Consider the following 12,597-nt stretch of genomic DNA (forward strand, 5'->3'; position numbering starts at 1 on the left):
CTGCCCATGGTCAAGCTGATTTCCGTCCGTTTCAGCATTTTTCGGGGAGCAGCCTCAAAAGGCTCCACTCTCCCTCGCGAGCTGGTAAATTTCTTCAGCTAAAAGCTGATATCCGGCGTCATTTAAATGAACTGTGTCCGATTTCATGGCGCTTTGTGACAGCAGCTGCGGCAGCGTATCCTCAAGCAGTGGCAGAGAAAATTGCTCAGCCAGTTCCTGATACAAGGGTAATGGAGATAAAAACACCTTTCGGTCTGGCACGGCAATCAGGAGCACAGGCACCTGCCTTCCCTGAGCTTCCCTAATCATAGCTTCCAAATTGCGCTTAAGCTGTGCTTTATCTTGATTTCTGAGGATATCGTTGCCACCTTCCATCAAGATGAGCAAATCCGGTTGGGTCTCATCGAGCAATTCCCCGATCCGCGTCAGCCCCTGGGCTGTGGTTTCCCCCGATACGCCGGCATTAATCACTTCGCAGCCGCACAAACGGGCAAGGTGCGCCGGGTAATCCATCCCCTCACGCGCGCCAACCCCAAAGGTTAGGCTGTCACCGAAAGCCAATATGCGGGCATTGTTGCCCAGAAAGGGCAATTGTGGCCCACCGCAGGCAGACAAAAACAACAGGACGAACAAGACTGACAGGATACGCACTTTGTACTCCCCGGACTAATCCGTCTGTTATCGCCCAAAAAAAAGCCGGACACAAGTCCGGCTTTTCAATTTCAGTGGCTTATCAGTATCTCAGCCCCAGCGTCAGGCTCACCTTGCGCCCTTCACCGGGGTAATAACCATTGCCCCAGTCACTGTAGAAACCCGATGCGGCATACGCTTCATCGAACAGGTTATCCACTCTCAGGGTGGCACTCAGGGCATCCTTACGGAAACTGACTGCGGCATTGGTCAGCCAAAAAGAATCGAGCTGCTCGCCCACATTGGCGTTGTCCCCTTCCACAAAACGCTCACCCGTGTAGGCAGCATCCACGTACGCCGACCAATGCTCGGCAAACTGGGTAGAGACATACATACGGCCGCTGTGTTTGGCGACCCATGACAGCGCCTTACCCTCATTGAGACCTGCGGTAAATTCGGCATCAGTATACTGGTAGTCGGCGCCCAGGCTGATGGCATCGTTCAGCTGCCAGTCCCAATCCAACATGGCACCATATCGGCGCGACTCATCGGCGTTGATGTTGGCCCCCGGGAAATAGCCACCCACGGGCGTGTCGGCGCTGGGGTCAAACACGATTTCATCTTCCAGGCTTAAACGGTAGAGGCTCAGGCGCAATGCCTGCTGAGCGCCCTGATAGTCCCAGCCTGCTTCATAGCTGCGACCGGTTTGAGGCTTTAGGCTATCCTGGCTGGTGTAGGCCTGCTCATCCACCTTGGCAAAACGGAAGTTATCTTCAGCGCGCAGGTAGAGTCTGTGTCCCTGCAGTGGACGGTAGTTCAAGCCAAGCTCAAGCGCATGGGCGTCATTATCCAGCTTGCCACCCTGTGGAAAGGTATTTTGATCGCGAATATCGTCCTGAACTTCGGCGTAGCGGCCACCCACCACATAACTCAGAGACTTGGTCAAAGGCACCGACGCCTGGGCAAAAGCGGCCCAGAGTTCCTGGGTGTTGCCGCGTTCCATATAAGCCGAGGTAAATTCAGATTCGCCTCGTGACAGGTCCAAACCTGTTACCAGCTTGAGTTCGCCATCGTCAGTCTGGTAGCGGCCAATCGCTTTGGGAGAAAGGCTGATGAGTTGGCGCTCGGTTTCACCCGCACCGCCCCAGCTGATGTAATTGACCTGAGTATCACTGGCATCCAGATCCGCGGCCAATGTCCAATGTTCGGTCAGGTTGTGCTCATATCCCAGTCGGCCGGCCTTGGTCAGATTATGCTGATAGTCGCTGCTGTTGGCGGCGTTTGCCTGACGGGGATTGGCGTCGAGTTCCTCTGCGGAGAGAGAACCTGCAAGTTCGCGGTCATCATCGTAATAGGACGCTTCTGCAAAAAAGCGCTGCCCATCGCCACGGTATTCAAGGCGGCCCAGCACAGAGCCTGACTCGCTGACGGCATGGTCACGGTAGTTATCGCTCTTATCGAAGTTGCCACCCACAAAGAGATTCCAGCGCTCATTCAGCGCCGCCGAAAAATCCATGGCAGTGCCAAGGGTGCTGAAACTGCCGCCAGTGAGCGAGGCGCCGCCGGTGCTTTCCTGACTGCGCCTGGTAATGATATTGATGACGCCGCCAACGGCCTGATCGCCATAGAGCACACCGGCGCTGCCAGAAAGCACTTCGATACGCTCAATCTGACTCAATGACACGGCATTGAGGCTGGGAGCGGCAATATCAATATTGTTGAGACGGCGGCCATCCACCAGCACCAGGGTGTTGTTGGCAGCCTGGCCAGCGCCAAAACCGCGCATGGCGAATACCGGCCCGGTGCCGCTGTCACTTATTTGTATGGCACTCTGGCCGCGCAGCAATCCGGCAAGGCTGGTCGCGCCGCTCAAGGCGATATCTTCGGCCGTAATAACCGCTACATTGGCGGCAATATTGAGGGGGGTATCGGCCTGACGGCCAATGACCACCAGATGTTCATCCACAGGAGCCTGTGCTGAGGCGAAAGATGACAGCAGGCTTGTGGCCAGCGCCAATGAAATCAAAGAAGGTTTGGTACCCATTTTCCTTACACTCCATCAAGGGAAACGGGGCATGGGTCATCGACATGCCAAAAGCTGTCGCAGTCAAGGATCTGCCCACCGAAATCCACGACAATACCTTATTTGGGCCGGTCTCCGGACTTAGATGCCAGGCATCATTACCGTTGCGGGGGCAGTGTCGGATTTACACCGACTTCCCGATTCTCCCGCCAATGCGGGCACCCAAAGGGCTGACAATAAAGAGGCCGTCACTCATGGACGGCCGCGCATTATAGACGTCTAAACGTATAAAAGTCTAAGCCTTTGTCTCGCACGAGTGGCCGTTCAGTTGAGGCGCAAGGGCAAAACAGAGGCAATAAATTCGCTGTGATTGGCCGACGTCAGCGGAATATTCTGCCCCGCAAACACATCGCCTCTCATGGATTTATGCATGAGCACCAGCTGCCCGGGGCCGCTCACCACCCGGTAATAACCCACCTCACCTTCGGGCTTGGTGAAAAAGGGGCGCGACTCTTCAAGGGAGGCATGCTGATTGGGCATGCGACTGCAACCCAGAATACCGTGAAAACCGGGATGTCCGTCGGTATCAACGTCGCCCAACTTTTCGTAGGTGACTTCGCCCTCGCAGCTGCCCCGATACTGCCTGGCCAGGCCATCCAGAAAGGCCTCCGGAGCGGGAGAATCATCACTCAATTTAAAGCTTTGAACACAAATAAGCCCGCCCCATTGATTGAGGTTTTCCTGGACCGGCACAAATTCAGCACTCACCATGTCGGTCCTTTCCTCGGTGGCAGCCAATTTCCACCCCGACGGCAATTCAAACGAGAAAGGCGTGCCAAACAGTGACAGCTCCTGAGTTTGCGCAAGTGCGCCGGTGGCGGGCAGTAAACCAATAAGAAGTAATAAGCAGCGGGTCATCATCAGCTTCCTTGAAATCTCATACCGTAACGTCCTGAAACGGCATTTTGATGGGGGGAGGAGAGCCTCCCCACAGACTATCAGGCAAAGGCCTTGGGGTTTTCACCGTAGTCGTTCTCGTCCTGACTGTCCTGACAGTAGAACACGATCAGCACTATGATACCTATGATGGGGATAAGCGCGATAAGCTGCCACCAGCCGCTGCGGCCAGTATCGTGCAGACGACGGGCACCTATGGCAAGAGACGGTAAAAATACGGCCAATGAATAGAGGGTACCGACCAGCATGCTGCCAAGGGCCATGTCCACCAGATTCATCCCCACACTCACAATCAGGTTGAACAGAAAGAACATCCAAAACTCTTTGCGACGGGCACGCCCCGTGAAGTCCGCGTATTTTTTCCAGGCGCCAATGTAGTATTCCATGGTTTCTCCTTAAAGCCGGGCTCCATCGCCCAAATTACCGCACAGAGTGCGAATTTGTCCTTATGATTCATTAACCTGCTACCGATAAGCGCCATTACTTTACCACAGAGCCGGGCATTGAGAAGTATGAAAAGCACTTGGGTACTGGCTTCAGCTGCAGCCACATGGTTATAGTGTCGCTATTTGCCAACCACAGGGAGACGGCAAATGGCAAAACTCAGCGCAATTCATATCTATCCGGTTAAATCCATGGGGGCGCAACCACTTAAGCTGGCACGAGTTTGCCCGGAGGGATTGGCAGGTGACCGACGCTTTATGGTGATAAAGCCCAGCGGTGATTTCATCACGGCCCGCACACACCCGATGCTGCAATTGATAACCCCCAAGGGCCAGGACGAAGATATTCACGTAGGACGCCTTCGGCTCTCCTACCCCGGCCAGCCAGACCTTGCCCTGGATGCCAGCGAGTTTGAAAAAGCCCCGGTGAAAACCCAGGTCTGGAAAGATGGCTTCGAGGCGCTTTCTATCCACGCGCTGGCCGATGCCTGGATCTCGACCCTACTGGGCGAACCAGCCCGGCTTATCTGGCTTGGGGAAACCTCCAACCGTTTTCGTGAAACACTGGCCACCCGTGTCAGTTTTGCCGATGGCTATCCACTGCTGCTCATCAGTGAGGCCTCGTTGGCTGACTTGAATCTGCGAGCCGATGCTATCAGCCAGATGAGCCAGTTCCGCACCAATCTGGTGGTATCTGACACAGATGCCTTTGCCGAAGACGGCTGGAAACGTATTCGTATCGGTGAAGTGGAATTTTTACTGGCCAAACCCTGTAGCCGCTGTGTCATGACCACCGTTATTCCGGGCACCGATAGGTTTCATCCACTGGGCGAGCCTCTTGCCACCCTCAGCAAGTTCCGTAAAACCCAACAAGGCGATGTCAACTTTGGCCAGAATCTGATTGCCCTCAATGAAGGCATAATACGCGAAGGGGACACCTTAGAGATTCTTGAAGAGCAGCCCAGCGAGCACTACCCCAATCGTGCACCGGCCAAGCGCAGTCTGCGCCTGGCTGCCAAAGCGCCCATTGCAAAAGACTTTATGGGGTTCACTTTTGAAGCTGCCGATGGCAAACCTTTGCCGACCTTCTTACCGGGCCAGCATCTGGTGTTTGCCTTTGATATCGACGGTACCCGCCATATCCGCCGCTACAGCCTGACCCATGCACCGGCTGAGGGTAACTATCATATTGGCGTAAAACGCACCCAGGGCGGCCTGATTTCCAACTGGCTGCACGATGAGCTGGCTGTGGGTGACACAGTGCTGTGCAGCCGCCCCGAGGGCCGTTTTATCCCCAAAACCGGCAAACCCTTATTGCTTATCAGTGCAGGCTCCGGCGTTACCCCCATGCTGGCCATGGTCAGAACCGCACTGGAGCTTGGTAAACTGAAAGGTCTTTCTGCGCCACTTGCCCATATTCACTTTATCCACCAGTGCCGCTCTGAAGCGGATATCCCCTGCCGGGGAAGCCTTCACGATTTCGTCGCGGCGGGTATGACGCTTGAGCTCAATCTGACGGCTCCAGCCCCTGACTGGCAGGGCAACGAGGGTCGTATCAACGCCCCACAGCTGTCTGCGGTGCCCGGGCTTGAAGAACGCGATACCTTTATCTGCGGCCCCAGCGGCTTTATGCAAACAGTGGAGACTATGCTGGCACAAGGTGGCGTGCCGACTGAGCAAATTCACTGTGAAAGTTTCGGGGGATTGACCAGCGTCGAAGCAAGGGCGCCGGAGCAACTCAAGATTCAGATTGGCGAGAAAGGTTTTGTGGGCGATAACCAACAAAGCCTGCTGACCCAGGCCGAAGCTCAGGGCATAAAGCTGCTGTGGTCCTGCCGCGCGGGTATTTGCGGCAGCTGTAAATGTAAGCTCACCAAAGGCGAAGTGCACCAGCCCCGGGCCGAAGCCCTCTCTGATATCGAGCGTGAGCAGGGCGTCATTCTGGCGTGCTGCGCTACCCCGTTAACGGACGTCAGCCTGGTGCCACTGGACAGCGTATAACTCAGTCTCAAATAAAAAAGGCTGCCTCGGGCAGCCTCTTTTTTTCAGGTTAAGTCCAGCACACGTCCGTGTTTTCATCCCGGTACCAAACATCCGGGACGGAAAGCCAATAACAGAAGCCGCTCAGGCTCCATGCCACCTACCTTAAGACTATGTCAGGTACGCAGCTTCGCCAGCTGACTTTCCTGCCTGCCAACCAGCTTGGCGAGACTCTCACTGCTTTCCCGGGCTTTACCGGCCAGCTCCATCAGCTCTGCCGCAGAGTCGGAGATCCCCGTGATGTTGCGGCTCACCTCTTCAGTAACTGCACTTTGTTCCTCGGCAGCAGTCGCAATCTGAGTAACCTGATTGGAGATTTCGTTAATGCGCTCCACCATCACCGACAGGGCTTCAAAGGCCTGCTCGGTTTGCGCCACCGCCTGCTCAGCAAGGCCTACCCCTTTATCGATAATTCCGGATGCCCCTTTCACCTCTTGCTCGAGCGCATCAATTAACCGGCCAATATCGTCGGTGGAGGCCTGTGTCTTGGAGGCAAGCGAGCGAACTTCATCGGCAACCACAGCAAAGCCCCTGCCCTGCTCACCGGCACGGGCCGCTTCAATGGCGGCATTGAGCGCCAGCAGGTTGGTCTGGGCAGCAATGGCACTGATCACTTCCAGGATCTTGCTGATATTGGTGCTGCTGTCGGCCACCTTACCAACCGCAATCTTGGCTTGCAGCGACTCCTTGGACATGGTGCTGACCAGGTTGACCGCCTGAGTCAGACTTTCCTGACTCACCTTGACCTGCGAGGCCATGGCGGCAGACTCGCTGGCCGTTTGTTCAGACGCCTTGGCCACTTCATGGGCGGTATGGCTCATCTCGTTGACGGCGGTCACCACACTCTCAATTTCACTGTACTGGCGGTTGACACTTTGCTTGGTTTCTTCGGCAATCCGGGCCGTTGCCTGGCTTTCAGAACGGGATTCTGTGGCGACCTTTTTCAATTCACTGATAAGCCCATGGAGCTTGCCAATAAAGGCATTAAACCCGTTGCCAAGGGCAATCAGCTCTGCGTGTTCATCCACTTTCAGGCTTTGGGTCAAATCCCCCTCGGCACTGGCAAGCTGACTGACCCGCTGCTGAATTTGCTGGATGGGGGCCACCACGCTGCGGATAAAGAGGGCGATGAGGATCACCGCCACCGCGGCAATACCTATACCCAGCAGCAGCACAAAGCGCCCCAGGCTGGCAGCCATGGCCTGCATGCTCCCCTCAACCTGTTCGGCACTGGCAAAAGCGATATGTCGTGGCACCTCGATAGTGAGCAACCACTGACTGCCAGAGAGCGGAATATTGATGGGATAGGCCACTATCATGCTGTTATCGTTGAGAAGATAACCGTCCCCCTTGCCCAGGCCCAACATTTGGCTGGCGAGGGCGTTGTCTATTGACTCCCCAAGGGGACGGGCTTTTTTATCATAGTGGCTCGCCGCCACTATCAGCCCCTTGGTCGACAGCAAGGTTACCTTGGCCTGGCCCTGGTAGAGACTGGCAGACAGTTCCTCAATCATCTTTTGAAACACCGGCAGGTTCAAATCGACCCCGACCACGCCCCTAAAAGCGCCGGCGCGAACAATAGGCACGGTCAGCGAAGTCATGAGCATGTTGTTGCCGGGGGTGATCTCGTAGAGATAGGGCTCCATCAGGCAGGGCTTTTGGGTGTCTTTGGCACACAGGTACCACTCTGCTTCCCGCAAACCAAACTCATTGCGGGTATCAGCGTATTTCTCGTTGGCGTCATCCACCTGAGACTGGGTCTGGCTGCCATCATCGTTGCGATAAAAATACACCTCGAGGGTACCCACGCCCTCAACAGAGTGCATCAGACCCGGGGCAGTAAACTCGCTGTCACGGCCATCGAAACCATTGGGTTCGAACTGCGCATACATGGAGGAAATCTGGCGATTTTTCTGCAGCACAGCGCCCACGGCATCCTGAACGGTTTCACGATTCATCCGCCCGACCAGCGCATCGTTTTCCATCATGGCACTGAATGAATAGGGAATTCGGTAGGCTTCGTTGATAAAGGCGGCGACCTTCTCACCATAGCGTCCGGCGCTGGCGGTAAGTTTGGTACGTATTTCATCATTCAGCGCTTTGTCGACTTCAACAAAGAGCTCGTCGGTTTTGTTATTGAGGGTACTCCAGAGGGTAATCGACATGGTGGCCACAGTGGCCAGAAACAGCGCCGAGGTCATCCAAAGTAGCTTTTGTCGCAGGGGAAGATGTTTCATGCACTCTCCGCAAGATCCTGAAAACACATAGGTAGACTAATGTATGACTGAGTATAGTCTCTATCTGCGTCCGTGCATTTTTCAATAAAAAAGCGGCCCTTCATGGGCCGCTTTTACTGCTGACGTTATTTACCGAGCACGGCCTCGAAACATTCGGCCATGATCTCAAGCCCGCGCTGGATTTGAGCATCCGGTGCCGTGATGGGCACCAGAATCCTCAGCACGTTGCCGTAGGTACCGCATGACAGCAGGATAAGACCACGGTTACGGGCTTCGGTGAGCACCTGCGGGCAATACTCAGGGGCAGGCTTGCCGTTTTCCATCAGCTCAATGGCAATCATGGAACCCAGGCCGCGCACCTCAGCGATTTGCGGATAACGACCGGCCAACTCGCCAATAGCCGCCTTGATGGTCTGGCCGATGGCATTGGAGCGCTCCAGCAGTTTTTCTTCTTCAAAAACCTCTATCACCGCCAGCGCAGCAGCGCAGGCCAGCGGGCTGCCGCCGTAGGTGCCACCAAGGCCACCGGGGCCAATGGCATCCATCACCTCGGCGCGGCCTGTGATACCAGAAAGCGGGAAGCCACCGGCAATCGACTTAGCGAAGGTGGTAATGTCCGCCGCCACACCCATTTGCTCCATGGCAAAGAAGGTGCCGGTACGGCCTGCGCCGGTTTGCACTTCATCGGCAATCAGCATGATGCCTTCGCGATCGCAAAGCTCACGCAGACGCTTCATAAAGCTTGGGTTCGCGGCATAAAAACCGCCCTCGCCCTGCACCGGCTCAAGAATGATGGCGGCGATATCGCTTGGCTCGGCATCGTTCTTGAAAATACGCTCGATGGAGGCCATGGCATCATCTTCGCTCACCCCGTGCAGCGCACAGGGGTATTCGGCGCGAAACACGTTGGCCTGCATCAGCCCCATGCCCTTGCTGTAGGGAGCCACTTTACCGGTCAGCGCCAGTGCGGCCATGGTGCGACCATGGTAGCCGGAGGTAAAAGCAATTACGCCGGCACGCTTGGTATAGGCGCGGGCCACCTTGATGGCGTTTTCCACCGCTTCCGAGCCACTGGTAAACAGGGCCGACTTTTTGGCAAAGTCACCGGGCACCAGATGATTGAGCTTTTCACATACAGATACATAGCTTTCATAACCCATCACCATAAAACAGGTGTGGGAGAACTTATCCAGCTGCTCGGCCACGGCAGCCTTCACTTTCGGATGCAGGTGACCTGTGTTCAGTACAGCAATGCCGCCGGCAAAGTCGATATACTCACGGCCTTCAACGTCCCAAACGGTGGCGTTTTCGGCGCGCTCGGTAAACACAGGGTGGATTTGGCCAACGCCACCGGCCACAGCAGCGCGGCGACGAACCATCAATGAATCATTGGTCAAGCTCATAGGATACTCCTGTTTGGCCGGTCACACCGACAGACAGATATATTTGATTTCTACATACTCATCGATGCCGTACTTGGAGCCTTCGCGGCCCAGACCCGATGATTTCATGCCGCCAAAGGGGGCCACTTCGGTGGAAATAAGGCCGGTGTTCACACCCACCATGCCGTATTCCAGTGCCTCGGCCACCTTCCAGATAAGGGAGATATCGCGGCCATAGAAGTAGGCTGCGAGGCCAAACTCGGTGTCGTTGGCCTGACGAATCACATCATCCACATCGCTGAAACGGAACAGCGGTGCCAGCGGGCCAAAGGTTTCCTCGCGGGCCACCTTCATGGTGGCATCCACGTTGGTCACAATGGTGGGCTCCATAAAGTTGCCACCCAGCGGTTTGCCACCGGCAACCAGGGTCGCACCCTTATCCAGCGCATCCTGAAGGTGGCTTTGCACCTTCTCCAATGCGGCAGCGTTGATGAGCGGCCCCGTGGTCACACCCGGCTCTGCGCCATTGCCCACCTTAAGCTTGGCCACAGCAGCGGCCAGCTTTTCGGCAAAGGCGTCGTACACACCGTCCTGTACGTAGATGCGGTTGGCGCATACGCAGGTTTGACCGGCGTTGCGGTATTTGGAAATCATGGCGCCTTCAACGGCTGCATCCAGATCCGCATCGTTAAACACGATAAAGGGCGCGTTGCCGCCAAGCTCCAGGGAGACTTTCTTCAGCGTTGGCGCACACTGCTGCATCAGCTTGATGCCGACACCGGTTGAGCCGGTGAACGACAGCTTGCGCACCACAGGGTTTTCGCAAAGCTCGTTGCCAATGGCCACGGCATCGCCGGTGACGACACTGAACACGCCGGGTGGAATACCCGCTTCTTCAGCCAGTTCGGCCAGCGCCAGCGCAGTGAATGGCGTCTGGGGTGCTGGTTTCACAATCATGGTACAACCTGCTGCCAGCGCCGGACCCGCCTTACGGGTTATCATGGCCGCCGGGAAATTCCAGGGCGTAATAGCCGCTGTGACCCCAACACCCTGCTTAATCACCATGATGCGCTTGTCGCCCTGGTGACCCGGGATGGTATCGCCGTAAAGACGCTTGGCCTCTTCGGCAAACCACTCGATAAAGGAGGCGGCATAGACCACCTCGCCCCTGGCCTCGGCCAAAGGTTTGCCCTGCTCTGTGGTCATCATCAGCGCCAGATCGTCGGCGTTTTCCAGCATCAGCTCATACCAGCGGCGCAATTTGGCACCGCGCTCTTTGGCGGTCAGTGCACGCCAGGCTGGCAGCGCCGCTTCTGCGGCCGCAATGGCTTCGCGGGTTTCATCCCTGCCCATCACGGGCACAGAGGCAATGGCCTCATTGGTGGCCGGATTGGCAATGGTCACCGTCTCGCCCGACAGGGCATCGCGCCACTCGCCATTGAGATAACACTGGGTTTTCAAAAGTGAAGGACGTTTGAGCTGCACAGCTGACTCCTTGATACCTGTTACTTGTTACTGGGCACTTACGCCGTTAATTCTGTTAGATGCCCAACTTATCGCGAACCGTGTAGTACCAGGCGCCCAGGGCGCTGAAAGGTACCCGCAGCGCATGGCCGCCGGGGAACGGATAATGGGGCAGCGCGGCAAAGGCATCGAAACGGGTCGCCTGACCGTTCAGCACCTCGGCAATCAGCTTGCCAGCCAGGTGGGTGTAGGTTACACCGTGGCCACTGCAGCCCTGGGAGTAATAGATGTTCTTGCCGATGCGGCCCACCTGCGGCAGACGCGACAATGTCAGCAGGAAGTTACCTGTCCAGGTGTAGTCGATACGCACATCTTTAAGCTGCGGGAAAGTTTTCAACAGCTTGGGCAGAATGATGGACTTGATGTTGTCCGGGTCGCGGGCACCATAAACCACGCCACCACCGTAAATGAGTCGCTTATCGCCGGTTAAGCGGAAATAGTCCAGCAGGTAGTTACAGTCTTCGACACAGTAATCCTGAGGCAGCAGGCTCTTGGCCATCTCATCGCCAAGGGGCTCGGTTGTGATCACCTGGCTGCCACAGGGCATGGACTTGGCCATGAGTTCGGGCATCAACTTACCCAGGTAGGCATTGCCTGCAACCACCACAAAGCGGGCTTTAACCTGACCGAATTCGGTTTTGACGATGGCAGGCTCACCTTCCACCACATCCAGCACGGCCGAGTCTTCAAAGATTTTACCGCCAAGACTTTCCACCGCACGGGCTTCGCCCAGTGCCAGGTTAAGCGGATGAATGTGACCGCCACTCTTGTCCAGCATACCGCCAACGTAGCGCTCAGTATTTACCACATTGCGGATACCGGCTTCGTCGAGGACTTCCAGTTGCTCAGTATGACCGTGGGCTTCCCACAACGCCTTTTGCGCCCTGAGGTGACCCATCTGCTTTTGGTTCAGTGCAGCAAACACACCGCCGTTTTTCAGATCGCAGTCGATGTTGTATTTTGCGATGCGCTCGCGAATGATGCGGCCACCTTCAAATGCCATTTCACCGAACAGTTTGGCCTTTTCCTTACCAACGGTTTTTTCAATGACATCAATGTCGCGGCTGTAGCTGTTAACGATTTGGCCGCCATTGCGACCCGAAGCACCCCAACCAATTCGGGCGGCCTCCAAAACGACGACCTTGAAACCACTTTCAAGTAAATGCAATGCCGAGGACAGACCCGTATAGCCTGCGCCTATAACACACACGTCGGTTTCAAGATGCTCCTCAAGACGAGGGCGAATACGGGTGTCATTGGCGGAAGCGGCATAGTAGGACTCGGTATGAGGTGTAGCAGACATGATGCTTCCTTCTTTCTTATGTTCATTATTTTAAACAACCAGCTCATCCTACACCTTC

Annotated in this window: 9 protein-coding genes and 1 riboswitch; of the genes, 1 reads left to right on the forward strand and 8 read right to left on the reverse strand. The window is 55.8% G+C overall.

Annotated features, from left to right (window positions below; all coding sequences use genetic code 11):
• Window positions 1-54: 54 nt before the first annotated feature.
• From JQC75_RS13715 to JQC75_RS13730, 4 genes are all read right to left on the reverse strand, one after another.
• Window positions 55-651: a GDSL-type esterase/lipase family protein gene (locus JQC75_RS13715; protein WP_203324612.1), complete on the reverse strand. Its 597-nt coding sequence runs from the start codon at window positions 649-651 to the stop codon at window positions 55-57.
• Between the two features lie 82 nt (window positions 652-733).
• Window positions 734-2,674, reverse strand: a complete 1,941-nt coding sequence (locus JQC75_RS13720) for a TonB-dependent receptor (RefSeq protein WP_203324613.1) — start codon at window positions 2,672-2,674, stop codon at window positions 734-736.
• Between the two features lie 88 nt (window positions 2,675-2,762).
• A riboswitch (cobalamin riboswitch) is annotated at window positions 2,763-2,893 on the reverse strand.
• A gap of 84 nt (window positions 2,894-2,977) precedes the next feature.
• Window positions 2,978-3,574 (reverse strand): hypothetical protein, encoded by a 597-nt coding sequence (locus JQC75_RS13725; RefSeq protein WP_203324614.1) that lies wholly within the window; start codon window positions 3,572-3,574, stop codon window positions 2,978-2,980.
• Between the two features lie 77 nt (window positions 3,575-3,651).
• The gene (locus JQC75_RS13730; protein ID WP_203324615.1) at window positions 3,652-3,996 is read right to left on the reverse strand and encodes a DUF805 domain-containing protein; all 345 of its coding nucleotides are present in this window, start codon (window positions 3,994-3,996) and stop codon (window positions 3,652-3,654) included.
• A gap of 207 nt (window positions 3,997-4,203) precedes the next feature.
• On the opposite strand from JQC75_RS13730, the gene JQC75_RS13735 reads away from it, so the two are divergent.
• Window positions 4,204-6,054 carry a hybrid-cluster NAD(P)-dependent oxidoreductase gene (locus JQC75_RS13735; protein ID WP_203324616.1) on the forward strand — a complete coding sequence of 617 codons (1,851 nt, stop codon included), beginning with the start codon at window positions 4,204-4,206 and terminating at the stop codon, window positions 6,052-6,054.
• 155 nt (window positions 6,055-6,209) lie between these two features.
• On the opposite strand, the gene JQC75_RS13740 is transcribed toward JQC75_RS13735, so the two are convergent.
• From JQC75_RS13740 to JQC75_RS13755, 4 genes are all read right to left on the reverse strand, one after another.
• The gene (locus JQC75_RS13740) at window positions 6,210-8,330 is read right to left on the reverse strand and encodes a methyl-accepting chemotaxis protein (RefSeq protein ID WP_203324617.1); all 2,121 of its coding nucleotides are present in this window, start codon (window positions 8,328-8,330) and stop codon (window positions 6,210-6,212) included.
• A 125-nt stretch (window positions 8,331-8,455) separates the two neighbouring features.
• Window positions 8,456-9,733 carry a 4-aminobutyrate--2-oxoglutarate transaminase gene (gene gabT, locus JQC75_RS13745; protein WP_203324618.1) on the reverse strand — a complete coding sequence of 426 codons (1,278 nt, stop codon included), beginning with the start codon at window positions 9,731-9,733 and terminating at the stop codon, window positions 8,456-8,458.
• Between the two features lie 21 nt (window positions 9,734-9,754).
• On the reverse strand, window positions 9,755-11,197 hold the full coding sequence (gene gabD, locus JQC75_RS13750; RefSeq protein ID WP_203324619.1) for an NADP-dependent succinate-semialdehyde dehydrogenase: 1,443 nt from the start codon (window positions 11,195-11,197) through the stop codon (window positions 9,755-9,757).
• 55 nt (window positions 11,198-11,252) lie between these two features.
• Entirely contained in the window at window positions 11,253-12,539 is a 1,287-nt protein-coding gene (locus JQC75_RS13755; protein WP_203324620.1) for an NAD(P)/FAD-dependent oxidoreductase, read from the reverse strand.
• Window positions 12,540-12,597 lie beyond the last annotated feature (58 nt).

This window comes from Shewanella litorisediminis, from assembly GCF_016834455.1.
Lineage (GTDB): Bacteria > Pseudomonadota > Gammaproteobacteria > Enterobacterales > Shewanellaceae > Shewanella > Shewanella litorisediminis.

Excerpts from the sequence above, each read along its gene's own strand:
- JQC75_RS13720 (WP_203324613.1), bottom strand. The coding sequence starts at position 2,674 with ATGGGTACCAAACCTTCTTTGATTTCATTGGCGCTGGCCACAAGCCTG.
- JQC75_RS13725 (WP_203324614.1), bottom strand. The coding sequence starts at position 3,574 with ATGATGACCCGCTGCTTATTACTTCTTATTGGTTTACTGCCCGCCACC.
- JQC75_RS13730 (WP_203324615.1), bottom strand. The coding sequence starts at position 3,996 with ATGGAATACTACATTGGCGCCTGGAAAAAATACGCGGACTTCACGGGG.
- JQC75_RS13735 (WP_203324616.1), top strand. The coding sequence starts at position 4,204 with ATGGCAAAACTCAGCGCAATTCATATCTATCCGGTTAAATCCATGGGG.
- JQC75_RS13740 (WP_203324617.1), bottom strand. The coding sequence starts at position 8,330 with ATGAAACATCTTCCCCTGCGACAAAAGCTACTTTGGATGACCTCGGCG.
- gabT (WP_203324618.1), bottom strand. The coding sequence starts at position 9,733 with ATGAGCTTGACCAATGATTCATTGATGGTTCGTCGCCGCGCTGCTGTG.
- JQC75_RS13755 (WP_203324620.1), bottom strand. The coding sequence starts at position 12,539 with ATGTCTGCTACACCTCATACCGAGTCCTACTATGCCGCTTCCGCCAAT.